Source organism: Streptomyces sp. NPDC059866 (assembly GCF_042731325.1).
GTDB lineage: Bacteria > Actinomycetota > Actinomycetes > Streptomycetales > Streptomycetaceae > Streptomyces > Streptomyces flavusporus.
Map to the genome: position 1 here is coordinate 211,923 of NZ_JBHWJT010000006.1, position 25,770 is coordinate 237,692.

Sequence of the window (25,770 nt, forward strand, 5' to 3'; positions counted from 1 at the left end):
CTACCCGAGCCATGCCTCAAACAAGGAGATCACCCGCCATGTGCCCCGACTGCGAAGACTTCGCCCGCACTGTGGTGATGCTCGGCCAACTCGCCCTCTACGCCGACACCACCGGCGCCGACCAGGACTTCATCGACACCGTGGGCCCGTGCCTGGCGGCCTCGCTGCCCGAGCCGCCTCCCGGCACCTTCCCGCCGGGCTACGACCCGAACGAGGGCCCGGAGTACCCCGGCGCGGGGTGGTGACCGTGGCCACCGCGAAACGGCCCGCCACCCGCCGCAAGACCGCCAAGCCTGCGGCCGCGAAGTGCCCGGACTGCGACGGCAACGGCGAGATCACCGAAGCCGTCCGGGTGGGCGCCCGCAAGCACCGGGCCACCGCTGACCAGCAGACCGCCGTGTGCCTGACCTGCTGGGGCACCGGCGAAGCCCCCGCCGACTAGACAACGCCGGGGTGGGCGGCCGGACACCGATCCGCCCACTCCGGCCCCGGCCCGATCACGAGAAAGGAGACGCCTCACCATGTCTCAGCCGCTGACTGCCTTGGACGATCTCACTGCGGATGACTTCCTGCGTCAGCTCGCTGCCCTGCGGGATCAGCGAGAACAGATCGATCGGCACATCCGTGCCTGCCTGGCCTACGCGCGGGAGTTCACCGGTCCCCGTCCGTACACGCTGGCCTCGCTGGCTGAGGCGGCCGGACTGTCAATTTCCGGCGTTCGCACCGCCTATACCCCGGCCGACTGCGAGACCGTGGCCCGTGCGCTGGGCCGGGCTCCCCGGAGGCGGGCATGACCCGGCCCACCGGACGCCTGCGCCCCGATGCCGTCCTCGTCCAGGCCGTCATCGCCGGAGCCCTGTCCTTCGCCCACCTGCACGACCTCGCCGCCGCAGCCGGGCAGTCCGGCTGGAAAGCCTGGGCCTACCCGATCAGCGTGGACCTGCTCCTGGTCGCCGCTTGGCGACGGCTCCGCTCCGACGGGCCGTCCCGGCTGGCCTGGTGCTGGTTCCTCGTCGCCCTGGTCGCCTCCCTCGGCGCCAACGTCGCCACCGCCGGACTCCTCGACCTGACCGACGTCCCGGACTGGCTGCGCATCCTCGTCGCCGCCTGGCCCGCGCTGGCCTTCATGGGCGGCACGCTCCTCGCCCACTCCGCCACCGACCGGGTGCCGGACCCGCCGGCATCCGCAGACCCGGCCACCGAACCGGACCCCGAGCAGCTCCCCGCGTCCGACCCGGAGCCTGAGCCGGTCCCGGCTGTCGACGACACGCCGGCCCTTCCGGCCGTCGAGCCTGTTCCGGCTCCCGCTGCTCCGCCGGTCCCGGCCGCACTGGTCGAGCACGCCCGCAAGGTCGCCGCCGACCACCAGGCCCGCACCGGAACCCCGATCGACACCGACACCCTGCGCACCCGCCTCGGCATCCCGCCCCACCTCGCCGACGCCATCGCCGCCCAACTCGCCTGACCCGAGAGGAGAACCACCCGCCATGTCTGCCCGCGACCACTTCCACTCGCTGATGCAGATCGGCCCCGTGCAGATCGGCACCCACCGCGACCGCCACGGCCAGACCAAGCACGCCGCCGTATGCACCGCCGACCGCTGCGGCTGGTCCGCCGACTACACCAGCCAGACCGCCGCCCAGCTCGCCGCCCGCACCCACCGCTGCCGCGTCCGCTAGGAGGCCACCGCCATGGAAGTCCCGCTCTGGCTCGCCCTGCTCGTCGTCGGTTACCTCGGCGTCAAGCTCATCCGCCCGCCCGCCTGGCTCATCGCGGTGCTCCTGCTCGGCGGCTTCCTCCTCGCCGACAGCGTCCTGGCCCCCGCCATCAACACCTTCGTCAAGTAGCCCATCCCAGAGGGGAGATCACCGATGCTCCGCCCGAAGATCCCCACCATGCCCACCCCGACCGGCCACGTCACCCCGCCCGCCGTCATCGAGCCGACCGCCGTCGTCCCGAGTGTCCAGACCCCGCCGCCTGCCCCGGCGTCCGCTGCGCAGTCCGGGCCGGTGGTCCAGCTCACGCCCGGTACCGCGCTCGCCCTCGTCGGCGGTGGCACCGCCGTGGTCCTGGTCGTCGGCGCCGTCCTGGTCTCCATGCTCCTCGCGGTCGCCATCACCGGCGCCTCGGTCGCCATCTGCGCCGTGGTCCTCCGCTCCCTGCTCGCCTCCGAGAGCAAGCGACGCTGACCGGCCCCCGGGCGGCCCTGAAACCGCCAAGTCTCCGCCGCCCGGGCGCCGTCCCTGTCCGATCCACTGAACCGGAAGGACCTCCATCATGACCGGCCCCAACCCGGCTACTACCAGCAACGCGCGGATCTGCCCGAACTGCGATGGCTTCGCCGCCGTCAAGGTCACCCTTGGCGGACGCGATGCCCGCGGCCACCTGCGCACCATCACCGCTCACTGCCCGGTCTGCCACGGCACCGGCACCACGCCCGTGCGTCGGCTGCCCGCCACGGCATGGGAGGTAGCCGCGTGAAGAGCCTCACCACCTCCGCGCACATCGAGCCGGACACCCGCTGCCGCGTCGACGTCTTCGGCAACACCGACCGCGGCGGATGCTTCGTCAGCCTTCGCTTCGGCGGTGACCTCGTCGACATCGCGCTGATCGCCCGCCCCGGCACTTCCGAAGCCCTGCGCACCCTCGCCCGCGCCGCCGACGAAGCCGCCCGTGTCCTCGACCAGATGGCAGCCGCCATGCAGGAGGGTGCCGCGTGACCGACACCGCGACCTTCGCGGGCCTAGACCCGATCACCCTCGGCGACGCGCTGCGGGTGGCCGGGTCTTCGGGCTTTGACCGCTGGCAAGACCAGATCCGCCGCACCGGCGGCTGCGCCGACCCCATCCACCTGCGCGGCTGGGTCCTGCACAAAGACAAGACGACCGGCGAACTGCTGCACCACTACTCCACCGAACATGAGCCCGGCGGGCGCCTGCGCGTCGCGTGCGGCAACCGGCGTGCCTCCCGCTGCCCGGCCTGCGCCTGGACCTACGCCGGGGACACCTACCACCTGATCCGCGCCGGACTCGCCGGAGACCCAGGCAAGGACATCCCCGCCACCGTGCAGGATCACCCCCGGGTGTTCGCCACCTTCACCGCCCCCTCGTTCGGCCCGGTCCACAACCGGCCCGACCGTGGTGTCTGCTGCTGCGGGGTACGGCACACCGCTGACGATCCCGCCCTGGGCACTGCGCTCGATCCCGCCTCGTACGACTACGCGGGCGCGGTGCTGTTCAACAACCATGCGGGCGAGCTGTGGGTGCGCCTCGTCAACCGGCTCCGCCGCGAGATCGCCAAGCGTGCCGGGCTGACACAGCGGGAACTCGCCGACGCCTGCCGCGTGTCGTACGGCAAGGTCGCCGAATTCCAGAAGCGGGGCGCCATCCATTTCCACGCCGTGATCCGTCTCGACGGCCCGGACGGCCCCGACTCGCCGCCGCCGTCCTGGGCCAGCACGAGCCTGCTCACCGACGCCATCCGCGCCGCCGCCTGCCACCCGTACACGACCGTCAGCATCCCCGCCGCCGGGGACCAACCTGCTCGCGTCTTCCGCTGGGGCCGACAGCTCGACATCCGGCCCGTGAAGGCCTTCGGCGACCGCTCCGACATCACAGAACAGAAGGTGGCCGCCTATGTCGCCAAGTACGCCACCAAAGCAGCCGAGAACACCGGCACCCTCGACCGCCGCATCGGCGAACTCGCCGAACTCGACCGCCACGGCGTCCCCGACCACGCCCGCCGCCTGATCACCGCATGCCGCGACCTCGACCCGCTCTACCCGGACCGGCGGCTGTGGGCCTGGGCGCACATGCTCGGCTTCCGCGGCCACTTCAGCTCCAAGTCGCGCCGCTACTCCACCACCCTCGGCGCCCTCCGCCAGGCCCGCGCCGACTACCGCGCCGCCCAAGAACGCGCTTCCCGCGGCCTCGACGAACACGAGCCGGACACCGTGCTCGTCCTTGCCGACTGGCAGTACGCCGGCCACGGCCACACCCCCGGCGAATCCGCCCTCGCCGCATCGATCGCCCGAGATCTCCAGCTCAACCGAGAAACCGCTCGCGAAGCCCTGCAAGACCAACTCGCCCTGGAAGGAGCCGCAGCATGACCACCACAGTGATCGAACGGAAGTGGTACACCACGCGGGAGGTCGCTGAGATGCTCGGCTATGGCCTTTCCAAGACCAAGATGCTGATCCTCACCGGGGAGATCCGCTCCATCAAGGACGGCCGCAACCGCCGCATCCTGCCCCGCTACGTCGACGAGTACATCGAACGCCGTGCCCAGGAAGCCGAACAGGGGTGGTCGGCATGAGTGGCAAGCGCGGCAACGGCGAGGGCTCTATCTACCCATACAAGAACGGCTTCGCCGCGTACGTCTGGGTCACCACCCCGGAAGGCAACCGCAAGCGCAAGTACGTCTACGGCAAGACCCGTGACGAGGTTCACGACAAGTGGATCAAACTCCACTCTGAGGCCAAGGAAGGGCCGGTGGTTACGTCGACACCGACCCTGGCCCAGTACCTCGCGCGGTGGCTGAAGGAGGTCGTGGGGCCCGACCTGAAGCCCAAGACCGCCGAGACGTATGCCATGCATGTCCGGCTGTACATCGTGCCGGGACTGGGCTCGAAGCGGCTCGACAAGCTCACCGTGCGCGACGTGCGGAACTGGGTCAACGCCCTCCTGGATCAGTGCCAGTGCTGCGCTCAGGGCCTGGACGCGAATCGGGACGAACCGCGCTGCTGCGCCGCCGGCCAATGCTGCGAGCGCATCCCGTCACGTCGCACGGTGCAGGATGCTCGCGCGGTCCTGCGGTCGGCCCTGACCAACGCCATGACGGAAGAACTGATCTCGAAGAACGTGGCGGGTCTGGTCAAGGTGCGGTCGGCGCGGAAGAAGAAGCGGCACCCGTGGTCCGTGGAAGAGGCTCGCCAGTTCCTTGAGTCGGCCAGCACGGCCCGTGACCCGCTGTACGCGGCCTACGTGCTCATCCTGGTGCTGGGCTTCCGGCGCGGTGAGGTGCTGGGCCTCACTTGGGAGCACGTGAACCTGGACTCCGGAGAGATCACGGTGCAGATGCAGCTACAGCGGATCAACCGGCGCCTGGTTCATGACGAGACCAAGACCGAGGCGTCCACGGCCACGCTCCCGTTGCCGCAGATCTGCGTCACGGCGCTCCAACTCCGGCTGAAAGAACAGGGATTGGCGAAGCAAGCCGCCGGTGAGCTGTGGACGGAATCCGACTTCGTGTTCACGACGCGTTACGGCACGCCGTACGAACCCCGCAACTTCAACCGGCTGTTCGTCGCTCGATCGGAGCGGGCGGGCGTCCGCCGTATCCGTCTGCACGACACCCGGCACACGTGCGGCTCGCTGCTCGCCGCTCTCGACGTACACCCCCGGATCGCGATGCAGATCCTTCGCCACAGCAAGATCGCGGTGACGATGGAGGTGTACACGCACGTCCCGTCCGAGGCGACCCGCCGGGCACTTCGCAAGCTCGGCAAGCACCTTGGGAAGCAAGATCGGAAGTAGTTGCTGTACTTCGCTGCTGTACGGCATGCCAAAGCCCCTGTTGGTAATCACCAACAGGGGCTTTGAGCTGCGTGGACCTGAGGGGATTTGAACCCCTGGCCCCCTCGATGCGAACGAGGTGCGCTACCGGACTGCGCCACAGGCCCTTGCAACGAGTGAAACTTTAGCACCCCGATCGGCCTGCTCGGAAATCCGTTGCCGTGAGGGCCGAGGCGCCCTACTCGTTGGCCGCCCGCGGTCGCTCCCCGTCCTCGTACTGGTCGAACAGGGGCGTACGCCCTCGTTCCCGTGCCCGGCGGGCCGAGGCCGCGCGCCGGGCGTCGCTGCGGTCGTCACCGTCCGTACGGTCCGCCGTCTCGTCCGGCTCCGCCGTCTCCCTGCCTTCCGGGGAGGCCGTGGAGACCCCGTCCCCGGCCTCCTGGTCCCGTGCGACGGAGCTCGACCGCGCCGAACTCCACGCGTCCGGTGCCCCCAGATCGACATCGGGCGTGGCCCGCGGGGCGACCGGCGCCGTCACATACGTCGGCAGGGGCACCGGCACCGGCTCCCAGCTCTCACCCCGCCCCGGCCCGCGCTGCCGCTCCCGCTGCTGGTCGACCCACTCCGCGTGATCGGTCTGCTCGACGAGCGCCCGCCGGTCCGCCGCGAGCGCCGACAGCCCGGGGTCGGCCTCCGGCTCGGGCCCCTCGTCGGAGTCGCCGGCGTCGATCTCGGCGGCCGCCTGCCGACGGGGCTGGCGTGCCCGCTCGCGCAGGTGCTGCGCTGCGGCCTCCGCCCGGCGGCGGTCCATCTGGTAGGTGAAGCGGCGGCGCTCCTGGGTGCGCAGATACGCGATGTACACGCTGAGCAGCACTGCGGGCACACCGGGCGCCCACAGGAAGGCGAGCCCGCCCACGGCCGCGACGATCGCGCCGAGCGTGAACGCGAAGAAGAGCACCACTGTCGTACGCCGGCGGCGCGCGAGCACCTTCGAGCGCTGGGCGCGCGCCGCGGCCGCCTCCGCGGCGGGCCCGCGCCGGGCGGACGGCACCCGGTCGCCCGTCGACGCCGAGGCACCCTCGCGGGCGGGCGCGGCTCCTGATGCGTGCGCGGGCGCGTCACCGGACTTCCGCGCGGGCACAGTGTCCGGCTCCCGCGCGGACGCGCCCGCGGGCTCGCGTGCCGGCTGCGTCTGCTCCGCGCCCTGCGCCTGGACCGTCGCCTGCGTCCGGGGCCTGGCCGGAGACACAGCGAAGGCCCGGACGTCCACCGAGTCGGTGACGGCGTCCGGGTCGTCGGGGTCGGGCTCCCCCTCGTCGGTGGAGCGCGCCTGCAGGTCCTTGGCGTACCGGCGCTCCATGGCCGCCCGTCCGGACAGCAACCGGATGGCGGTGCTGAAGCGCTCCGTCGGACGGGCCTCGTTCAGCTCGTCCTGCCTACGGAGCCACATGGGCACCAAGTAGGCGGCCCAGGCCCCGACAATGACTGCGTAGATGAGGCCGCTGCTGCTCACGCCTCACACGGTAGAGGGGTTTGCGTGAGGCCATCTGCCAATTGGGCCGGTGTGTCGCACGATCTGGCTGATATTTCGAGCTTTTTTTGTGAGCGATGCGATCAGTAGGTCACCGAGGTCGCGAATTCAACGCCCCGGAGTGGTCACCGTCCGATCATTTTCGAACATTTATTCAATTCCGGGGTTACGCGTGATTGCCCGGGGCGTTCTGCGGGTTCCACGGCAGGCTCTGCGGGTTGCGCGGCGTGCTCTGCCCGCTCTCGCCCGTGTTCCGCAGCCGGTTCCGCCGCCAGCGGCTCAGCAGTCCGTCGGGCACTTCTTCCGCGGTGAGGGCGAAGACGAGGTGGTCGCGCCAGGCTCCGTCGATGTGGAGATAACGGGGCCTGAGGCCCTCCTCGCGGAATCCGAGTTTCTCCACGACGCGGCGGCTGGGTGCGTTCTCGGGGCGAATGCAGACCTCGATGCGGTGGAGCCCGACGGTCCGGAAACAGTGGTCCACGGCGAGCGCCACGGCCGTCGGCATCACACCGCGTCCGGCCACGGACTCGTCCACCCAGTAACCGATGTGCCCCGAGCACATCGAACCCCAGGTGATCCCGGCCACCGTCAACTGCCCGGCCAGCCGCCCCTGGTACTCGATGACGAACGGCAGCATCCGGCCCGCGTTCGCCTCGGAGCGCAGATGGCGCACCATCTGGCGGTAGGTCGGCCGGTGCGCGACCGGCCCGCCGGGGGCGGGCGGCGGAATGGTCGCCTCCCAGGGGCGCAGCCAGTCACGGTTGCGCCGGTTGACCTCACGCCAGGCCCGCTGGTCGCGCAGCTTTATCGGCCGGAGGACGACATCGCCCTCCACCAGTTCGACGGGCCAGGACGGGCTGTTCAGCTCGCACCCCCACTGCTGGGTCTGGGGTGGTCGCCGCCGCGCAGCTGGTCGACGGCGTGGATCAGGAGGGGCTCCAGGACGGCCAGTCCGTCCCGCACCCCGCCGGAGGAGCCCGGCAGGTTGACGATCAGTGTCCGCCCCGCCACCCCGGCCAGCCCCCGGGAGAGCGCGGCGGTCGGTACCTTCTCCCGTCCGAACGCGCGAATGGACTCGGCGATGCCCGGCACCTCGTGGTCGAGCACCGCGCGGGTCGCCTCGGGGGTGCGGTCGGTGGGCGAGATACCGGTGCCGCCGGTGGTGACGATCACGTCGTACCCGGCGTCGACACCGGCGCGCAGGGCGGCCTCCACGGGGTCCCCGTCGGGGACGACCTGCGGTCCGTCGACCGCGAACCCGAAGCCTTTGAGGCCCTCGGCGATCAGCGGGCCGCCCTTGTCCTCGTACAGGCCGGCGGCAGCCCTGTTGGAGGCGGTGACCACAAGAGCGCGATACGTCATGCCCGGCTCCAGTCGCCCGACTTGCCGCCCGTCTTCTCCTCCACCCGTACGTCCGTGATGACCGCTCCCTTGTCGACCGCCTTGACCATGTCGATCACGGTGAGCGCGGCGACGGAGACCGCGGTGAGGGCCTCCATCTCGACGCCCGTGCGGTCCGTCGTCTTCACCGTGGCCAGGATCTCCACGGCGTCGTCCGCGACCGACAGGTCCAGTGTCACACCCGACACCGACAACGGGTGGCACAGCGGGATCAGGTCCGGGGTGCGCTTGGCGCCCATGATGCCCGCGATCCGCGCGGTGGCCAGGGCGTCGCCCTTGGGCACGCCTTCGCCGCGCAGCAGCTCGATCACACGGGGCGAGACGAGGACGCGTCCGCTCGCGCGCGCGGTGCGCGCGGTGACGTCCTTGTCCGACACGTCGACCATGCGGGCGGCCCCCGCGTCGTCGATGTGCGTCAGTCGGTCCTGAGGGGGTCCGGGGGTCTCCCCCCGGGAAGGCACGGTCATGGTGTGGCGCTCCCGGTCCGGGCCCGTCGCGGTGCAGCGCACGGGCCTGCTGTGCGCGACACGGTACCGCCAACCTGGGGCGCTCAGCCGAGCAGGATCACCTCGACCTCGGTGCCCGGCGCGACGGACTCGACGTCCTCGGGGATCACGATCAGCGCGTCGGCGTGCGCGAGGGCGGCCACCAGGTGGGAGCCGGCGCCGCCGACGGGGGTCACCTTGCCGTCGGCGTACGTACCGCGCAGGAACTGCCGGCGGCCCTTCGGCGAGGTCAGCGCCTTGTCCGCGGTCAGGGTCGCCCGGGTCCTGGGCCGGTGGACGTCCTCCAGCCCCATGAGGGTGCGGATCGCGGGGCGGACGAACAGTTCGAAGGAGACGTACGACGACACCGGGTTGCCGGGGAGGGCCAGCAGCGGGGTGTGGTCGGGGCCGATGGAGCCGAAGCCCTGCGGCTTGCCGGGCTGCATGGCGAGCTTGCGGAACTCGATGCCGCTGCCCGGTTCGTCCTCGTCGGCGACGTGCGACAGCGCCTCCTTGACGACGTCGTACGCTCCGACGCTCACGCCGCCGGTGGTGACCATGAGGTCGGCGCGGACGAGCTGGTCCTCGATGGTGGTGCGCAGGGTCTCGGCGTCGTCGGCGACGGCGCCCACGCGGTAGGCGATGGCGCCGGCGTCCCGGGCGGCCGCGGTGAGGGCGAAGCTGTTGGAGTCGTAGATCTGGCCGCTGCCCAGTTCCTCGTCGGGCTGGACGAGTTCGCTGCCGGTGGACAGCACGACCACGCGCGGGCGCGGGCGTACGCGTACCGTGCCGCGGCCGATGGCGGCGAGCAGGGCGATCTGCGGCGGGCCGAGGATGGTGCCGGCCTCCAGGGCGCGGTCGCCGGCCTTCACGTCGCTGCCCTTCGCGCGTACGTGCGCGCGTGCCTCGGCCGGCCGGTGCACGCGCACGTGCCCGGTGGCGCCCTCGGGGGCGAGGCTGCGCGCCCGCATCCCGGTGACGGGGCCCTCCCCGAGGCCGCCGTCGGTCCACTCGACGGGGACCACCGTCTCGGCGCCGGGCGGGAGCGGGGCGCCGGTCATGATGCGGGCGGCCTGGCCGGGACCCACCTGGAGCAGGTCCGCCTGGCCGGCCGCGACGTCCCCGATGACCTCGAGGACGGCCGGGAACTCCTCGCTCACGCCCGCGACATCCCCGACCCGCACCGCGTACCCGTCCATGGAGCTGTTGTCGAACGGCGGCAGGGAGACCGGCACCGTGACGTCCTCGACCAGGACGCAGCCCTGGGCGTCGAGGAGTTGCAGCTCGATGGGTTCGAGGGGGCGGACGGTCTCGAGGATGTCCTCCAGGTGTTCGTCCACCGACCACAGGTGGTCCTGGCCGGTGGCGCGGGGCGCGGCGGTGCTCAAGGTGGCTACATCTCCTCGGTGACGTAACTGCGAAGCCAGGTCCGGAAGTCCGGGCCCAGGTCTTCACGTTCGCACGCGAGTCGGACAATGGCACGCAGGTAGTCGCCTCGGTCGCCGGTGTCATAGCGGCGGCCCTTGAAGACGACGCCGTGCACGGGGCCGCCGACCTTCTCGTCCTGGGCGAGCAGCTGGAGGGCGTCGGTGATCTGGATCTCGCCACCGCGGCCGGGCTCGGTCTTGCGCAGGACGTCGAAGATGCGCGGGTCGAGGACGTACCGGCCGATGATCGCGTAGTTGGAGGGGGCGTCGGCCGGGTCCGGCTTCTCCACCAGGTCGCCGACCTTGACGACGTCGCTGTCCTCGGTGGTCTCCACGGCCGCGCATCCGTAGAGGTGGATCTGCTCGGGCGCGACCTCCATGAGCGCGATGACGCTGCCGCCGCGCTGCTCCTGGACCTCGATCATCCGCTTGAGGAGCGGGTCGCGCGGGTCGATCAGGTCGTCGCCGAGGAGGACGGCGAAGGGCTCGTTGCCCACGTGCGGGGCCGCGCACAGGACGGCGTGTCCCAGGCCCTTGGGGTCACCCTGGCGCACGTAGTGCATCGTCGCGAGGTCGCTGGACTCCTGGACCTTGGCGAGCCGCCCGGCGTCGCCCTTCTTCTGCAGAGCAGACTCGAGTTCGTAATTGCGGTCGAAGTGGTCCTCAAGGGGACGCTTGTTGCGGCCCGTGATCATGAGAACGTCGTCGAGACCGGCCGACACGGCCTCCTCGACCACATACTGGATCGCAGGCTTGTCGACAACCGGCAGCATCTCCTTGGGAGTGGCCTTGGTGGCCGGCAGAAAGCGGGTGCCGAGGCCTGCTGCGGGAATGACGGCCTTGCTGATCCTGAGGTGCGACTGAGTCATGCCCGCAACCATATCCGGTGCCTTTGTGCGGAATCTGTAGCTCCGGTTAATTGGCTCTCATATGGGCACTTTGAAGACGGTACGGGAGCAACTCATGAGTCACATCGGACGTGCGGCCGAGCCTGACAAGCAAACGTTGCGACGAGAAATCCTCGCAGTGAGAAGCAGGTTGCCTGCGGATGACGTACAGGCGGTATCGGCCGCGTTGGCCCAGCGTGCGCTGGATCTGCCCGAACTGGCGCAGGCAGGCACCGTGGCGGCGTACGTCTCCGTGGGGAGCGAACCCGGAACGCTCGCCCTGCTCGACGCCCTGCACTCCCGGGGCGTACGTGTCCTGCTTCCGGTGCTTCTGCCCGACAACGACCTGGATTGGGGCGCATACGCCGGGGAGGGCTCCCTCGCGCGCGTCCAACACGGCGGGAAAATGGCCCTCTTGGAGCCCGTCGGTGAGCGCCTCGGACCGGACGCGGTGACCGCCGCCGACGTCGTCCTGCTGCCGGGGCTCGCGGTCGATGCCCGCGGGATGCGTCTGGGGCGCGGCGGAGGCTCGTACGACCGCGTGCTCGCACGCCTGGAGGACGCGGGCGCCCGGCCGGCGCTGGTGGTGCTCCTGTACGACTCCGAGGTCGTCGAGCGTGTCCCCGCTCAGGCGCACGACCGGCCGGTGCACGCGGTGGTGACGCCGTCGGGGGTCCGCCGCTTCACCGGCGACTCGTAGCAATCGTCAGGCGAAAGGGCCCTCCACGCGCGCGTGGAGGGCCCTTGGCGTCGCTCGCCGTCAGCGGCTCACGGCTTCAGTACGAGCGTGTCGCCGGTGCTCTCGTCGACCGCCTGCCGGGAGAAGGACCAGTCCAGCAGCTCGCCCTTGGCCCACTTGCTCGTCTGGTCGGTGTAGTGGGCGTTGTAGGCGTGCCCCGAGGCTCCGGTGAGGTTGATCCACTTCGACTTGTCGAGGTCGTCGAGGTTGACCACCATCCGCATCGACGGCACCCAGACGACGCCGTAGCCGCCGGCGGCGTTCCAGCCGCTCGCGTTGACGGTCGCCTCGCCGCCACTGAGCTTCCAGGGGCCGCGGTTGAGGGCGTACTGCAGGAAGCCGGGGCCGTCGGCGCCGAGGGTCTGGTTCTTCAGGAACAGACGGTGCAGCCGGCCCCAGCTCCAGGTGTCGATGTCCTTGCCGAGCTTGGCGGTCAGCTCCCAGCGGGCGTCGATCATGGCGCGCTTGAACAGGTCGTCGCGGTTGTCGGCGCCGGGGCGGGTGAGCGAGGCGGGCGTCTTCCACCAGTCGCTGTCCTCGTCGTCCATGAGGCTGCGCACGACCTCGAACCAGCGGTCGCCGCCGTCCGGCTGCGCCTGGTCGGCGTCACGCGCCCCGCATTCGCGCACCCGGCGCTCCTCGTCCACGGGACCGGTGGTGTCGACCGGCTCGACCCACAGGCACTGGCCCTTGACGCGCAGCTCCTTGGGCAGCTTGTGGCCGAACGCGAGCTTGAGGACGTTGCGCCAGACCGAGTTGAAGTAGGCGGCCGCCGCGGAGTCGGCGTCCTGGGTGTAGTCCCAGCCCTCGAGGAGCTTCTGCGCCTCGCGGACGTCCTTGTCACCGACGTCGATCTTCAGCAGCTGCGGCACGAGCAGCTTGGCGATCTCGCTGGAGTTGTCCAGCTGCATCTGGCGCATGTCCTCGGTGGAGACCTTGCCGCCGCCCTTGATCTTGGACTCGATCAGGTCGGCGATGCGCTGGCTGCGGGCGCCGTAGCCCCAGTCCGTGGTGAGCGTGTAGGGGTAGTCCTCGCCGACGACGGCCTGGTTGGCGGTCACGATGTAGCCGCGGTCCGGGTTGTACTCGTAGGGCAGTTCGTCCTGGTCGATGTAGCCGGTCCAGCGGTACTTGGCGTCCCAGCCCGGGGCCGGGATCGAGCCGTCGTGGTCTTTCGCGCGCGTGGGGATCTTTCCGGGCAGCGTGTAGCCGATGTTGTCCTGGGTGTCGGCGTAGACGAGATTCTGCGAGGGCACGTCGAACAGGGCGGCCGCCGCGCGGAAGTCGTTCCAGTCGGCCGCCTTGTTCAACGCGAAGACGGCATCCATGGAGGTGCCCGGTTCCAGCGCGGTCCACCGCAGGGCGATGCCGTAGCCGTCGCCGCGGTCGGGGGCGGCGGTGTCGACGGTGGCCTTCTTGCCGACCTTCACGAGCTCGTCGGCGCGGTCGGAGAGCAGGGGGCCGTTGTTGGTCTCCCGGACGACGATCTTCTTCGAGGTGCCGCCGGCGACCTTGATGGTCTCCTCGCGGGAGTCGAAGGGCCTCACCTTGCCGTCGTACAGGTAGCCGTCGCCGGTGAGCTTCTCCAGGTAGAGGTCGGTGACGTCGGCGCCGGAGTTGGTCATGCCCCAGGAGATGTCCTGGTTGTGGCCGATTATCACGCCGGGCATGCCCGCAAAGGTGTAGCCGGAGACGTCGTACTGGCACTTGTCGGAGACCGTGCGGCAGTGCAGGCCCATCTGGTACCAGACGGACGGCAGGGAGGCCGACAGGTGCGGGTCGTTGGCCAGCAGCGGCTTGCCGGTGATCGTGTGCGCTCCGTCGATGACCCACGAGTTGGAGCCGATGCCGTTGCCGTTCACGCCGACGGCCGTCGGGACGTCCTCCAGGACCTCGTAGAGGCCCGACAGCTGGCTCTGCAGCGCCGACGAGGCAGTCCCGCCCGCGGCACCGCTGCCGGCGGCCGTGCCGTCCGTGGAGCCGCCGTCGGCGTCGTCGCCCCCGTCGAACGTCTGGGTGAGCTCGTCGTACTGGCCCTGCTGGACGATCACCTGGTTCCGGCTGTACGGGTACTGCGGGTACAGCTCGCCGATCTGCTGGGGGCCGAGGCGGCTGGTCATCAGGGAGCGGTCGATCTCGTCCTGCATGTTGCCGCGCAGGTCCCAGGCCATCGCCTTCAGCCAGGAGACCGAGTCGACCGGCGTCCACTGCTGCGGCTTGTAGTCGTTGGCGAAGCCGAGGGCCGCGTACTCCAGGGAGATGTCCTCGCCTTCCTTGCCCTCCAGGTAGGCGTTGACTCCCTTGGCGTACGCCTGCAGGTACTTCTTCGTGGCGGCGGACAGCTTGGTGTCGTACTCCTCCTTCGCCACCCGGTCCCAGCCCAGGGTGCGCAGGAACTCGTCGTTGTCGACCTGGTCCTTGCCGAACATCTCCGACAGACGCCCGGAGGTCATATGACGGCGTACGTCCATCTCGTAGAACCGGTCCTGCGCCTGGACGAAGCCCTGCGCCATGAACAGGTCCTCGTCGGAGGAGGCATAGATCTGCGGGATGCCATGCCCGTCCCGCTTGACGTCGACGGGCCCGGACAGGCCGTCCAGCGTGATCGAACCCTTCGTCTGCGGGAAGGATGCACGGACGGTGCTGACGGACCAGTACGCCCCGCCCGCGACGCCGCCGACGACGGCCAGCACCAGCACGAGCACGATAAGACGGGCTTTGCGCCCCTTCTTCCTGCCGGACTTGCCGGGCTGCTGACCCGTTGGAGCGGTGGTGTTGGGGGGCATCGCTGTCCTTGCTGTCCTAACGCGAGCGGCAGGTCGGGCTGTGACTTTGAATGAGCGCTGGAGCAACCATAGGCGCAGGGCCCGACGGGCCTTGACGCGGACTGGGGAACCAGCACGGACGGACGTTCGATCTTGCCCTGGCAAGCGTCAAGAAATCGTCAAGAGTTAGGTAAGGTAACAAAGTAACTGCACCAGGGAAGGGAACGGCCGCTGAGTATCCACGACCTCAATGAGCTCCTGCTCGTCTGCTCGATCGTCCTGCTCGTCGCCGTGGCCGCGGTCCGGATCTCCTCGCGCAGCGGGCTCCCCAGCCTGCTCGTCTACCTGGGCATCGGCGTCCTCATGGGCGAGGACGGGATCGGCGGCATCCACTTCGACAACGCCGAGCTGACCCAGGTCATCGGGTACGCGGCTCTGGTGGTGATCCTGGCCGAGGGCGGCCTGGGCACGAAGTGGAAGGAGATCAAACCGGTCCTGCCGGCCGCGACCTCGCTGGCTCTGGCCGGGGTCGCCGCGAGCGTCGGAATCACAGCTGCAGCCGCGCATTATCTCGTCGGACTGGAGTGGCGTCAGGCGCTCATCATCGGGGCGGTCGTCTCCTCAACGGACGCGGCGGCGGTCTTTTCCGTACTACGGAAGATCCCGCTCCCCGCGCGCGTGACGGGCACGCTGGAGGCCGAGTCCGGCTTCAACGACGCTCCCGTCGTCATCCTGGTGGTCTCCTTCTCCGCCGTCGGCCCGATCGAGCACTGGTACGTGCTGATCGGCGAGATAACGCTGGAGCTGGCCATCGGCGCGGCCATCGGTCTCGCGGTGGGCTGGCTGGGCTCGTGGGGGCTGCGACACGTGGCCCTGCCCGCCTCCGGCCTTTATCCGATCGCCGTCATGGCCATCGCGGTCACGGCGTACGCGGCGGGCGCGCTCGCGCACGGCAGCGGCTTCCTCGCCGTCTACCTCGCCTCCATGGTGATGGGCAACGCACGGCTCCCGCACTGGCCCGCCACGCGCGGGTTCGCCGACGGGCTCGGCTGGATCGCCCAGATCGGCATGTTCGTCCTGCTCGGTCTGCTGGTCACCCCGCACGAGATAGGCGACGACATCGTGCCCGCGCTCGTCATCGGGCTCGTGCTGACCATGGTGGCCCGCCCGCTGAGCGTCGTGCTCTGCCTCCTGCCGTTCCGAGTGCCGTGGCGGGAGCAGACCCTCATGTCCTGGGCCGGGCTGCGCGGCGCCGTGCCCATCATCCTGGCGACGATTCCCGTGGTCAGCGATGTCGAGGACAGCGACCGGATCTTCAACATCGTCTTCGTCCTGGTCGTCGTCTACACCCTGCTCCAGGGGCCGACACTGCCCTGGGTCGCCCGCAAACTCCACCTGGGCGACGAGTCCGGGGCCGCCGACCTCGGGATCGAATCGGCACCCCTGGAGCAACTGCGCGGGCATCTGCTCTCTGTGACGATCCCCACCGAGTCGAAGATGCACGGAGTCGAGATCAACGAGCTGAGGCTGCCGGCCGGAGCCGCGGTCACCCTCGTCGTGCGGGAGGGCACATCCTTCGTGCCCTTGCCCACGACGGTGCTGCAGCGCGGCGACGAACTCCTCGTGGTGGCCACGGATCCGGTCCGGGACGCGGCGGAGCGGCGACTGCGCGCGGTGGGCCGCGGCGGCAAGCTGGCGGGCTGGCTGGGCGTGAACGGCGCCGGGGCGGAGCGTTAAGGGTGTGTTTCATACGGTTCACACCGCCGTCAATCACAGGCGAACAGGCCCAGGGTGCTCGTTTTCACAGGTGCACCAGCCGTTGACCCCTGTACGATGAAGGCGGACCTTGATCGAACCAACTCTGCCTGACGCAGAGCTGGCGCGACCGTATGGCGGCCGGGACGCCTCCCTCAGTGGGCGCCGGTATCTACCGCAGTTCCGCGCAAGAGGACAGCTCTCGGCGCACCCGCACGGGCGCGCTACCAGGCGGCAGAAAGGCACAGGCCGTGGCGTCCACGGTCACGCCGTCGAAGGACTCGCCGGCCCCCTCCTCCCGCCCGGGATACGGACAACTGCTGCGCACCCGCGGCGCCTGGACGTTCCTGCTCCCCGGTTTCGCGGCGCGCCAGCCGTTCGCCATGCTCACGATCTCCATCGTGCTGCTGGTGCAGCACACCACCGGCTCGTACGGCGTGGCAGGCGCCGCCGCGGCCGTCACCGGCGTCTCCATGGCGCTGTTCGCGCCCTACAGCGGCCGCCTGGCGGATCGCTTCGGGCAGCGCGCCGTACTGATCCCCGGCGTGCTGGTGCACACGCTGTCCGGCCTCACCCTGACGGCGCTCGCGCTGGCGGACGCCCCTCTGTGGGCGCTGTTCGCGGCCGCCGTCCCCACCGGCGCCTCGGTCCCGCAGATCGGCCCCATGGTGCGCGCCCGCTGGGGAGTGAAGCTCAAGGACTCGCCGCTGATGACGACGGCGGCGGCGTTCGAGTCGGTCACGGACGAGCTGACCTTCGTCGTCGGCCCGCTGCTCGCCACCGCGCTGTGCACCGCCGTGAACCCGGCCGCAGGCCTGGTGACGGAGGCGTCACTGACGCTGGTCGGAGGCCTGCTGTTCGCCGCACAGAAGGGCACCCAGCCCGCGGTCGCCGCCGGTGGGCACGCGCGCGTGCAGCACGTTTCCGCGCTCCGGGTCCCCGGGGTGCGTGTTCTGGTCGTGGCCTTCCTGGGCATCGGCTCCGTCTTCGGCGGCATGCAGGTGTCGCTGGCCGCCTTCACCGAGTCGATCGGCGAGCCCGGCCTGAACGGCGTCCTGTACGGGACCTTCGCCGCCGGCAACATGCTCTCCGGCATCGCCTGCGGCGCCATCGCATGGAAGGCGGCCCCCCAACAGCGCCTGGTCGTCGGATACGCGGCCCTCGCCCTGGCCGCCTCCGGCCTGTGGGCGGCACACTCGGTGCTCCTGCTCGCAGGTCTCGGCCTCCTGGTCGGCATGTGCATCGCGCCCGCCCTGATCACCGGCTACACACTGGTCGAGGGGCTGGTTCCGGCCGGGGCGCGCACCGAGGCCTTCACCTGGCTGACCGGCGCGGTGGCGCTCGGCCAAGCGGGCGCGGTCACGGTGGCCGGACAGTTGGAGGACCGCTTCTGGAACGGCGCCGGGTTCCTCGTTCCGCTCGGCGGCACGGCGCTCGCCCTGGCGACACTGGTGGCGCTCCGCTCGCGGCTCACGGCACGGTCTCACAGCCGCACCGTCGCGCGTGGCGTCGGTCACCGCACGCCGGTCGCAGTGGACTGAACCCGAGGAATACGTCACTATGGACCGTCGTTAGCACTCATCGAGTAAGAGTGCCAGGAGGAAGACAAGTGCCGACCTACCAGTACCAGTGCACCGAGTGCGGCGAGGGCCTCGAGGCGGTGCAGAAGTTCACCGACGACGCCCTGACCGAGTGCCCCAACTGCGGTGGCCGCCTCAAGAAGGTGTTCTCCGCCGTCGGCATCGTCTTCAAGGGCTCCGGCTTCTACCGCAACGACAGCCGCGGCTCCTCGTCGAGCAGCTCGCCTGCGTCGTCGAAGCCGTCGACCTCGTCCTCGTCGACGTCGTCCTCCTCGTCCTCGGACTCGAAGGCGTCGGGCACCGGCACCTCGGCCGGCAGCACCGCCGCCTGATTCAGCCGCACGGGACCCTGCCGTCGTAGGGCGGCAGGGGCTTCGGTGTTTTCGGCACCGGCCCGTACGCGTCGCCGGGTGCCAGCTACTGTGCTGGTCATGGCGAACGCAGAGATCGGTGTAATCGGCGGCTCCGGCTTCTACTCGTTCCTCGACGAGGTGACCGAGCTCCAGGTGGAGACGCCGTACGGGCCGCCCAGCGACTCCCTCTTCCTCGGCGAGATCGCCGGCCGACGGGTCGCCTTCCTGCCGCGGCACGGACGCGGCCACCATCTTCCGCCGCACCGGATCAACTACCGGGCCAACCTGTGGGCGCTGCGGTCGCTCGGGGTGCGTCAGGTGCTCGGCCCGTGCGCGGTGGGCGGTCTGCGGCCCGAATACGGGCCGGGCACGCTGCTCGTCCCGGACCAACTGGTCGACCGTACGAAGTCCCGGATGTCGACGTACTTCGACGGGTTGCCGCTGCCCGACGGCACCGTGCCGAACGTGGTGCACGTCTCGCTGGCCGACCCCTACTGCCCTGCCGGACGGGCCGCCGCGCTGAAGGCGGCGCGTGGGCGGGACTGGGAGCCCGTGGACGGCGGCGCGCTGGTCGTGATCGAGGGGCCGCGCTTCTCCACCCGTGCCGAATCGTTGTGGCACCGGGCGCAGGGCTGGTCGGTAGTGGGCATGACGGGCCACCCGGAGGCGGCGCTCGCCCGTGAACTCGAGCTCTGCTACACGTCGCTGACCCTGGTCACCGACCTGGATGCCGGCGCCGAGACCGGAGAGGGCGTCTCGCACGACGAGGTGCTCCGGGTGTTCGCCGCGAACGTGGACCGGCTGCGGGGCGTGCTGTTCGACGCGGTGGCCGCACTGCCCGCGAACGACGAGCGGGACTGCCTGTGCACGACGGCGCTCGGCGGGATGGATCCGGGGTTCGCGCTGCCGTAGCGCGGTGCGGGGTTCGCGCTGCCGCAGCGCGGAACGTCCCGTTCGGGTGAGGGAGTTTTCCACAACCTGTCGGTAGTCCACCTCTCTCAGCGGACTGCGGCGCGAAGCCTCATCGTGGGCTCGCAAGCCGAATCCGCATCGCAGGAGGTGGTCCACGTGTCCCTGTCTCCCTCGCCTTCCCCCTCTCCGTCCTACGCGGAGCTCTCCCCCTCTCCGTCCTACGCGGAGCTCTCCCCCTCTCCTTCCGCTCCCCATCCGCCGGGTGGCGACGTGCCCGCAACGTGCGAGGTGCCGCACTTCGCTCCCGTCCGCGTGCGCGGTGGGCGGTTTCTGCTGCACCGGCTCGGACGGCACCGGCGGCGGGCCCTCGCGGCCGGGCTCGCGGTGACCGCTGCCGCGCTCGTGGCGGCAGGCCCGCGGGGCCCGGCCGACCCCCATCGCAACGATCAGGCCCGCGGTCATCCGGTGGCGGACCGGTCGCCGGAGCGCCGACCGGTGGAGCGGGTCTCCGCGCCGGTACGGATCGCCGACGCGGCCACGGTGCGGCTGCTGCAGCCGGGCGACCGGGTCGACGTCGTCGCCGCCGAGGAGACGGCGACCGGCGGAGAGGCCGGCGTGATCGCGCGGGGGGCGCTGGTGACCAAGGTGCCCGAGCCGCTGGACGGTGAGGTCGACAGCGGTGCGCTGGTGGTGCTCTCGGTACCGCGTTCCACCGCGGCCCGTCTCGCCGGGGCGAGCGCCACGGCGCGACTGGCGGTGACGTTGTGCTGAACCGAACCTTGCGAAGGGGGCGCCATTTACCGTCGAGTCCCTCGTTCCAGCTACCGGATTGGACAGTGCCGCCTCGCCCTGACGTAGGTTGCGGAGCTGTTTGTTCCACAACCTGTGCGTGTGACGAGGAGAGGCCACGAGGTGAGCGAGAAGAAGGAACCGGGCGTCTGGGACGGCTTCAAGGCCTTCCTGATGCGCGGGAACGTCGTCGATCTGGCGGTAGCGGTGGTCATCGGCGCCGCCTTCACCAACATCGTCAACTCGGTGGTGAAGGGCGTCATCAACCCGCTGGTCGGGGCGATCGGCACCAAGAACCTCGACAGCTACAGCTCGTGCCTGAAGGGCCCGTGCACGCTGGCGGCGGACGGCTCGGTCTCACACGGGGTCATGATCCTCTGGGGCTCCGTGCTGGGAGCCACGCTCAGCTTCGTGATCACCGCGGCGGTGGTCTACTTCCTGATGGTCCTGCCGATGGCCAAGTACCTGGCCCGCGTAGAGGCCCGCAGGAAGGCGAGGGAGGGCACGCACGAGGTCATCGAGGTGACCGAGCTGGAGGTGCTCAAGGAGATCCGCGACTCGCTGGTCGCGCAGCGCGGCTCGGGCCACACCGAGCATTAGGGCCGGTTCACAGGGCCCCGAGGGCGATTGTCCGCCGGGCCCTGCCGGCTCACAGGTGGTGGGGCGGCTTCTCGTCGAGGAAGCGCTTCAGGTCGTCCGCCGCGTCCCCGCCGGTGCCCGGCCGCTCACCCCAGCCCCGGTCCGTGTCGTCCGAGGACTGCTCGGTCAGCGGGTCGTCGAAAATCAGCGCGGCCCTGGGGTCGCGCTGCTCGGGGGCGGGGGAGGTGCTCATACCCCCAGGGTACGGGGCCGAGGACTCTTCTCCTGCGAATCCGATCAAGACTTTCCGGCCGATATCTGCTGTGCTGTGCACCATGACGTCCAGTCCCACTCCATCGTCCTCGCAGGCAGGCGCGCCGGGCCGTCCACGCAGCCCACTGCGCCGACTCACGGCCCGCGGTCGCGACGAGGCACATCGCGCCGCCACGCCGCTGGAACTCTTCTTCGACCTGTGTTTCGTCGTGGCCGTCGCGCAGGCGGGCATCCAGCTGGTGCACGCCGTGGCCGAAGGACATGCGGGCGAGGGCATCCTCAACTACGCCATGGTCTTCTTCGCCATCTGGTGGGCCTGGATGAACTTCACCTGGTTCGCCTCGGCGTACGACAACGACGACGCCCTCTACCGCGTCGTGACGCTGGTGCAGATCGCCGGCGTGCTCGTGCTCGCCGCCGGGATCTCGCGGGCGTTCGAGGACCATGACTTCCTCTTCGTCTGGCTCGGCTATGTCGTCATGCGGCTGGCGATGGCCGCCCAGTGGCTGCGGGCCGCGAGATCCGCCGAGGGCGCGGCGAGAACGTCGGCACTGCGGTACGCGGCCGGCGTCATGCTCTGCCTGGTCGGCTGGGCGGGGCTGGTGCTCCTGCCCGAGCCCGCTCGCCCCTGGTGGTTCCTGGTGATGGCGATCGCCGAGCTGTGCGTGCCGATCTACGCGGAGCGGGCCTCGATGACGTCCTGGCATCCGCACCACATCGCCGAGCGGTACGGCCTGTTCACGATCATCGTGCTCGGCGAGACGATCGCCGCGTCCACGGTCGCCGTGAAGTCGGGCGTGGACGAGAACGACGCGCTCGGCGAACTGCTGCCGATCACGATGGGCGGCCTGCTGATCGTGTTCTCCGCCTGGTGGATCTATTTCGTGGTGCCCATTCACGGGCATCTGCGGTCCAGCAGACAGGCGTTCGTGTGGGGTTACGGCCACTATCTGATCTTTGCCTCGGGGGCCGCGATCGGCGCCGGCCTGGAGGTGGCGGTCGAGCAGGCGGTCGGCAAGGCACACATCTCCACCCTGTCCGCCTCTGCCGCGGTGACCCTGCCGACGGCGCTCTACCTGCTCACCGTCTGGGCACTGCACTCGCGCCACTTCAAGGTGGGCATCACCGAGCAACTGGTGCTGCCGACCGGGGCCTTGCTGGTGATCTGCTGCGCCTTCCTGGGCGACTGGGCGGTCCTCGCGGCCGGCATCGTTTCGGCGCTGACCGTGGCGACCGGGGAGACGTTGACGGCACGTATGGCGTTCGGACGGCTCAAGGCGAGGGACACGACCCCGGCGGGCTGACGCCCTGCTGTGGGCGGTGCGGGGGCGCGCGTGCCGGGGGCGGGCCCTGAAGCGAGACTGATTCCCATGACAGTTGACGCTCTGACGGACGTGACAGGCCTGCGGGTGGGGCATGCGAACCGCACCGGCGACGGTTGGCTCACCGGCACCACGGTGGTACTCGCCCCCGAGGGCGGGGCCGTCGCCGCGGTGGACGTACGCGGCGGAGGTCCCGGCACCAAGGAGACCGACGCTCTCGACCCGCGCAACCTGGTGCAGAAGGTCGAGGCGATCGTGCTGACCGGCGGCAGCGCCTACGGGCTGGACGCGGCGTCCGGTGTGATGGCCTGGCTGGAGGAGCAGGGGCGGGGCGTGCGTGTGGGGGCGGATCCGGCGCATGTCGTGCCGGTGGTGCCGGCCGCCTGTGTCTTCGATCTGGGGCGGGGCGGGGAGTTCCGCGCCCGGCCGGACGCCGCCCTCGGGCGGGCCGCGGTGGAGGCGGCCGCGGCGAGCGAGGTCGGCGCGGCCGTGGCGGAGGGCTGTGTCGGTGCCGGTACGGGTGCCACGGTCGGACCGGTCAAGGGCGGGATCGGCACCGCGAGCACGGTCCTCGGCTCCGGAATCACGGTGGCGGCGCTGGTGGTGGCCAACGCGGCGGGGTCGGCGACGGATCCCGAGACGGGCGTCCTGTACGGGGAGTTGTTCCAGGGGCGGGTCGACCACCCGGAGGCGCATGTCCATGACGCGGCGCGCCGGCGCCTCGTCGAGTGCGCGGCCAGGAACGCGCCGCCTCCGCTGAACACCACGCTCGCGGTGGTCGCCACCGACGCGGCACTGTCGAAGGCACAGGCGCAGAAACTGGCGGGCACGGCGCACGACGGGATCGCGCGCGCGGTACGGCCGGTGCATCTGCTCAACGACGGCGACACGGTGTTCGCGCTGGCGACGGGGGTGCGCGGGCTCGACGCCGGGCAGCCCCTCGCGCTGAACGAGATCCTCGCGGCCGGCGCGGATGTGGTGACCCGCGCGATCGTACGCGCGGTGCGCGCCGCGGAGTCGGTGGACGGGCCGGGTGGGGTGTGGCCGTCGTACACCGAGCTGTACGGGAGTGACGCGGTCCGGCGCTGATCGGTGCTGCGCCCACCCGGCCGGGCCGTTTGTCCCGGTTCTGTCACGTGATGGCGTTCAGCGCGACCGGAGGGAACCCCACCGGTCGCCGATCCCCTCTTTCTCGACGCTTGGAGCGGATCACGCACATCACATGAATGGGGAGCAGCCCGTGACAACGCCGGACATGGCAAAGCGGCGCGCGCTGGTGGCCAGTGCCGCCCTGATGGTCGGCGCCCTCACCCTCACCGCCTGTGGCGGCAGCGCCAAGGCCAGCAGCGACGGCAAGGGGGGCGACGGCGGCAAGGACGACGCGAAGACCTCAGCGGCGAGGATCGCCATTTCGGCCAAGGACGGTTCGACGGGCGCGTCCATCAACACGACGGGCGTGAAGGTCAGCGACGGGCGGCTGACCGACGTGAAGATGACGGTGGCGGAGACCGGGCAGGCCGTACCGGGGGCGTTGTCCTCCGACGGCAGGAGCTGGAAGCCGAAGGAGCAGCTGGAGCGGGGGACGAAGTACGAGATCGCGGCGACCGCGAAGGACGCGGACGGGAGGACCACCGCCGCCGACTCCGTCTTCACCACCGTCACTTCGGCCAACAGCTTCATCGGGACGTACACCCCGGACGACGGCACGACGGTCGGGGTGGGGATGCCGGTGTCGTTCGAGTTCGACAAGGCGATCAGCGACAAGAAGGCCGTGCAGTCGCACATCACGGTCACGTCCAGCAGCGGACAGAAGGTGGTCGGGCACTGGTTCGGGTCGCAGCGGCTGGACTTCCGGCCCGAGGAGTACTGGAAGGCCGGCTCCAAGGTCACGATGAAGATCGACCTGGACGGCGTGGAGGGCGCGAACGACGTCTACGGGGTGCAGAAGAAGACCGTCACCTTCACCATCGGGCGTTCGCAGGTCTCCACGGTCGACGCCGGCACCCAGACCATGACGGTCGTGCGGGACGGCAGGACCGTCCGCACGGTGCCGATCTCGGCGGGCAGCCCGCAGCACAGCACGTACAACGGCCGGATGGTGATCTCCGAGAAGTTCGAACAGACCCGGATGAACGGCTCGACGGTCGGCTTCGGCGGGGAGTACGACATCCCGGACGTGCCGCACGCGATGCGACTGACCAGGTCCGGCACGTTCATCCACGGCAACTACTGGTACAGCAAGGGCAGTCCGCCCTTCGGCCGCCAGGGCACCAGCCACGGCTGCGTCGGGCTCGAGGACGTGCAGGGCGCGCAGGGCGACACTCCTGGCAAGTGGTTCTACGACAACTCGCTCGTCGGGGACGTCGTGATCGTCAAGAACTCTCCCGACACGACGGTGGCGCCGGACAACGGCCTCAACGGCTGGAACATGGCGTGGAGCGAGTGGATCGCCGGCAGCGCCACCTGACCGCCGGGATCAACAGATCACCGCAAGTGGCCTCTCACCAGCCGCCTTTGATGAGACGTCGGGTCGCATGGGAACCTCGTCCGCGGCCCGCCCGTTTTCCGGGCGTACGTTTTCTCGGTTCCCGGACATGATGTCCGACCGAGGGGCTACGGTATGCACCCACAAGGTGACATGCAGCAACGCCGGGAGAAACCTTGAGCGTTCCGTACGAGACGGCAGCGTACGAACCACCCGAGTCGCCCGAGTCTCCGGAGGAGCACCTCACGCGACTGCTCGGCCGTGCCCTGAACTCGTTCGAGCTGCCCGACGAGACGATAGGGCGGCTCGAGGGTGCGCTCGTGCATGACAGCTCGCTGCACTCCGCGCACTACAGCGCGGGCCTGCACCGCGAGACGTACCGGCACACCTGGCTGCTCGCCGACGGCTCGGCGCTCACGCTCTGGGAGCTCGTGCACAACACCACGCCGGGCGGTGCCCCGCAGTACGAGGTCTATGTCGATGCGGAGGAGCTGCGCGCCGCCGGCGCCCGGCTGCCGCTGCCGCCGGACCCACCGGAGTTCGAGCTGCCGATGGTGATGCAGCTGTCGCCGGTCCTCGAGCCGCGGCATGCGTACGTGCCCGACGACTCGGCGGACCACGCGCGTCGGCTGCTGCGCCGGGCGGAGAACCCGGACCGGCCCGGTGCGGAGACGGCCGCGCTGCTGGCCACGGCGTGCGCGCACCAGATCACGCAGGCCTTCGGGCGCCCCTGCCGCGCGGGACGCGCCGGGCTGTGCTTCTCGCTCTACGAGCATGCGTTCCTGCTGCACGACGGGCAGGAGATCTCCCTCTGGGAGGTGGAGCACACGGCCACACCGGACGGCCGGCACATGTGCGAGGTGTACACGACGGAGGACGCAGCGCGGGACGCGATGGAGCGCAGGGCCGCGCAGGTGTCGTAGACGCCATGGTCCCGGGACCGAAGTCCCGGGACCATGAACTCCCTTACACCC

At 70.4% G+C, this 25,770-nt stretch carries 31 protein-coding genes and 1 tRNA gene; 23 read left to right on the forward strand and 9 right to left on the reverse strand.

The features are described 5' to 3' along the window. Positions 1-38: 38 nt before the first annotated feature. The 12 genes from ACFV7R_RS11420 to xerC all read left to right on the forward strand — a co-directional run bounded on the left by ACFV7R_RS11420 (position 39) and on the right by xerC (position 5,534). Complete coding sequence (locus ACFV7R_RS11420; protein WP_385262500.1) at positions 39-245, forward strand: hypothetical protein; 207 nt, start codon at positions 39-41, stop codon at positions 243-245. A gap of 2 nt (positions 246-247) precedes the next feature. After that, positions 248-442: a hypothetical protein gene (locus ACFV7R_RS11425; RefSeq protein WP_385262503.1), complete on the forward strand. Its 195-nt coding sequence runs from the start codon at positions 248-250 to the stop codon at positions 440-442. A 79-nt stretch (positions 443-521) separates the two neighbouring features. Continuing rightward, entirely contained in the window at positions 522-794 is a 273-nt protein-coding gene (locus tag ACFV7R_RS11430) for a hypothetical protein (protein WP_385262505.1), read from the forward strand. Next, entirely contained in the window at positions 791-1,465 is a 675-nt protein-coding gene (locus ACFV7R_RS11435) for a DUF2637 domain-containing protein (RefSeq protein WP_385262508.1), read from the forward strand. Before ACFV7R_RS11430 ends, ACFV7R_RS11435 begins: the two co-directional genes overlap by 4 nt. A 22-nt stretch (positions 1,466-1,487) precedes the next feature. After that, the gene (locus ACFV7R_RS11440) at positions 1,488-1,679 is read left to right on the forward strand and encodes a mobile element transfer protein (protein WP_385262511.1); all 192 of its coding nucleotides are present in this window, start codon (positions 1,488-1,490) and stop codon (positions 1,677-1,679) included. 12 nt (positions 1,680-1,691) lie between these two features. Beyond that, complete coding sequence (locus ACFV7R_RS11445; protein WP_385262514.1) at positions 1,692-1,847, forward strand: hypothetical protein; 156 nt, start codon at positions 1,692-1,694, stop codon at positions 1,845-1,847. A gap of 24 nt (positions 1,848-1,871) precedes the next feature. Beyond that, a complete protein-coding gene (locus ACFV7R_RS11450; RefSeq protein ID WP_385262516.1) occupies positions 1,872-2,189 on the forward strand; it encodes a SpdD-like protein in 318 nt (105 codons plus the stop codon). Between the two features lie 88 nt (positions 2,190-2,277). Continuing rightward, on the forward strand, positions 2,278-2,481 hold the full coding sequence (locus ACFV7R_RS11455) for a hypothetical protein (protein WP_385262518.1): 204 nt from the start codon (positions 2,278-2,280) through the stop codon (positions 2,479-2,481). Then, positions 2,478-2,720, forward strand: coding sequence for a hypothetical protein (locus tag ACFV7R_RS11460; RefSeq protein WP_385262520.1), 243 nt, complete (start codon positions 2,478-2,480; stop codon positions 2,718-2,720). The genes ACFV7R_RS11455 and ACFV7R_RS11460 overlap by 4 nt, the downstream gene beginning before the upstream one ends. Continuing rightward, a complete protein-coding gene (gene repSA, locus ACFV7R_RS11465; RefSeq protein WP_385262522.1) occupies positions 2,717-4,108 on the forward strand; it encodes a replication initiator protein RepSA in 1,392 nt (463 codons plus the stop codon). Before ACFV7R_RS11460 ends, repSA begins: the two co-directional genes overlap by 4 nt. Next, positions 4,105-4,314, forward strand: coding sequence for a helix-turn-helix domain-containing protein (locus tag ACFV7R_RS11470; RefSeq protein ID WP_385262523.1), 210 nt, complete (start codon positions 4,105-4,107; stop codon positions 4,312-4,314). Before repSA ends, ACFV7R_RS11470 begins: the two co-directional genes overlap by 4 nt. Then, entirely contained in the window at positions 4,311-5,534 is a 1,224-nt protein-coding gene (gene xerC, locus ACFV7R_RS11475) for a tyrosine recombinase XerC (protein WP_385262525.1), read from the forward strand. The genes ACFV7R_RS11470 and xerC overlap by 4 nt, the downstream gene beginning before the upstream one ends. 72 nt (positions 5,535-5,606) lie before the next feature. On the opposite strand, the gene ACFV7R_RS11480 is transcribed toward xerC, so the two are convergent. The 7 genes from ACFV7R_RS11480 to galU all read right to left on the reverse strand — a co-directional run bounded on the left by ACFV7R_RS11480 (position 5,607) and on the right by galU (position 11,226). Next, a tRNA-Ala gene (locus tag ACFV7R_RS11480) sits at positions 5,607-5,680 on the reverse strand. 71 nt (positions 5,681-5,751) lie between these two features. Continuing rightward, positions 5,752-7,026, reverse strand: coding sequence for a gephyrin-like molybdotransferase receptor GlpR (gene glpR / locus ACFV7R_RS11485; RefSeq protein ID WP_385262528.1), 1,275 nt, complete (start codon positions 7,024-7,026; stop codon positions 5,752-5,754). A 184-nt stretch (positions 7,027-7,210) separates the two neighbouring features. Then, the gene (locus ACFV7R_RS11490) at positions 7,211-7,882 is read right to left on the reverse strand and encodes a GNAT family N-acetyltransferase (protein WP_385262837.1); all 672 of its coding nucleotides are present in this window, start codon (positions 7,880-7,882) and stop codon (positions 7,211-7,213) included. 23 nt (positions 7,883-7,905) lie between these two features. Beyond that, entirely contained in the window at positions 7,906-8,406 is a 501-nt protein-coding gene (locus tag ACFV7R_RS11495) for a molybdenum cofactor biosynthesis protein B (protein WP_385262530.1), read from the reverse strand. Beyond that, positions 8,403-8,912 (reverse strand): cyclic pyranopterin monophosphate synthase MoaC, encoded by a 510-nt coding sequence (gene moaC / locus ACFV7R_RS11500; protein WP_385262533.1) that lies wholly within the window; start codon positions 8,910-8,912, stop codon positions 8,403-8,405. Before moaC ends, ACFV7R_RS11495 begins: the two co-directional genes overlap by 4 nt. Before the next feature lie 83 nt (positions 8,913-8,995). Then, positions 8,996-10,318, reverse strand: a complete 1,323-nt coding sequence (gene glp, locus ACFV7R_RS11505) for a gephyrin-like molybdotransferase Glp (RefSeq protein WP_385262536.1) — start codon at positions 10,316-10,318, stop codon at positions 8,996-8,998. Positions 10,319-10,323: 5 nt separating this feature from the next. Next, on the reverse strand, positions 10,324-11,226 hold the full coding sequence (gene galU, locus ACFV7R_RS11510; RefSeq protein ID WP_385262538.1) for a UTP--glucose-1-phosphate uridylyltransferase GalU: 903 nt from the start codon (positions 11,224-11,226) through the stop codon (positions 10,324-10,326). Positions 11,227-11,320: 94 nt separating this feature from the next. Between galU and ACFV7R_RS11515 the strand changes: the two genes are divergently transcribed. Then, a complete protein-coding gene (locus tag ACFV7R_RS11515) occupies positions 11,321-11,944 on the forward strand; it encodes a 5-formyltetrahydrofolate cyclo-ligase (RefSeq protein ID WP_385262540.1) in 624 nt (207 codons plus the stop codon). 68 nt (positions 11,945-12,012) lie between these two features. Here the strand turns inward: ACFV7R_RS11515 and ACFV7R_RS11520 are convergent, their stop codons facing one another. Beyond that, positions 12,013-14,769 (reverse strand): penicillin acylase family protein, encoded by a 2,757-nt coding sequence (locus tag ACFV7R_RS11520; RefSeq protein WP_385262542.1) that lies wholly within the window; start codon positions 14,767-14,769, stop codon positions 12,013-12,015. A gap of 186 nt (positions 14,770-14,955) precedes the next feature. Between ACFV7R_RS11520 and ACFV7R_RS11525 the strand changes: the two genes are divergently transcribed. The 6 genes from ACFV7R_RS11525 (at position 14,956) to mscL (ending at position 20,737) form a co-directional block, all read left to right on the forward strand. Next, positions 14,956-16,485, forward strand: coding sequence for a potassium/proton antiporter (locus tag ACFV7R_RS11525; RefSeq protein ID WP_385262840.1), 1,530 nt, complete (start codon positions 14,956-14,958; stop codon positions 16,483-16,485). Between the two features lie 269 nt (positions 16,486-16,754). Then, positions 16,755-18,044, forward strand: coding sequence for an MFS transporter (locus ACFV7R_RS11530; RefSeq protein ID WP_385262544.1), 1,290 nt, complete (start codon positions 16,755-16,757; stop codon positions 18,042-18,044). Between the two features lie 68 nt (positions 18,045-18,112). Then, a complete protein-coding gene (locus ACFV7R_RS11535; RefSeq protein WP_385262547.1) occupies positions 18,113-18,415 on the forward strand; it encodes an FmdB family zinc ribbon protein in 303 nt (100 codons plus the stop codon). Positions 18,416-18,514: 99 nt separating this feature from the next. Next, entirely contained in the window at positions 18,515-19,348 is an 834-nt protein-coding gene (locus ACFV7R_RS11540; protein WP_385262550.1) for an S-methyl-5'-thioadenosine phosphorylase, read from the forward strand. Positions 19,349-19,618: 270 nt separating this feature from the next. Then, positions 19,619-20,119, forward strand: a complete 501-nt coding sequence (locus ACFV7R_RS11545) for a hypothetical protein (protein ID WP_385262553.1) — start codon at positions 19,619-19,621, stop codon at positions 20,117-20,119. A gap of 141 nt (positions 20,120-20,260) precedes the next feature. Next, complete coding sequence (mscL, locus tag ACFV7R_RS11550; RefSeq protein ID WP_385262554.1) at positions 20,261-20,737, forward strand: large conductance mechanosensitive channel protein MscL; 477 nt, start codon at positions 20,261-20,263, stop codon at positions 20,735-20,737. Positions 20,738-20,786: 49 nt separating this feature from the next. Here mscL and ACFV7R_RS11555 read toward each other — a convergent pair whose 3' ends face one another. Beyond that, complete coding sequence (locus ACFV7R_RS11555) at positions 20,787-20,969, reverse strand: hypothetical protein (protein WP_385262557.1); 183 nt, start codon at positions 20,967-20,969, stop codon at positions 20,787-20,789. A gap of 82 nt (positions 20,970-21,051) precedes the next feature. On the opposite strand from ACFV7R_RS11555, the gene ACFV7R_RS11560 reads away from it, so the two are divergent. The 4 genes from ACFV7R_RS11560 to ACFV7R_RS11575 all read left to right on the forward strand — a co-directional run bounded on the left by ACFV7R_RS11560 (position 21,052) and on the right by ACFV7R_RS11575 (position 25,719). Beyond that, positions 21,052-22,293, forward strand: coding sequence for a low temperature requirement protein A (locus ACFV7R_RS11560; protein WP_385262558.1), 1,242 nt, complete (start codon positions 21,052-21,054; stop codon positions 22,291-22,293). A gap of 66 nt (positions 22,294-22,359) precedes the next feature. Next, positions 22,360-23,400, forward strand: a complete 1,041-nt coding sequence (locus ACFV7R_RS11565; protein WP_385262560.1) for a P1 family peptidase — start codon at positions 22,360-22,362, stop codon at positions 23,398-23,400. A gap of 151 nt (positions 23,401-23,551) precedes the next feature. Then, positions 23,552-24,778, forward strand: a complete 1,227-nt coding sequence (locus ACFV7R_RS11570) for an Ig-like domain-containing protein (RefSeq protein WP_385262561.1) — start codon at positions 23,552-23,554, stop codon at positions 24,776-24,778. A gap of 194 nt (positions 24,779-24,972) precedes the next feature. Beyond that, the gene (locus tag ACFV7R_RS11575; RefSeq protein ID WP_385262563.1) at positions 24,973-25,719 is read left to right on the forward strand and encodes a DUF6227 family protein; all 747 of its coding nucleotides are present in this window, start codon (positions 24,973-24,975) and stop codon (positions 25,717-25,719) included. The last annotated feature ends 51 nt before the right edge of the window (positions 25,720-25,770 follow it).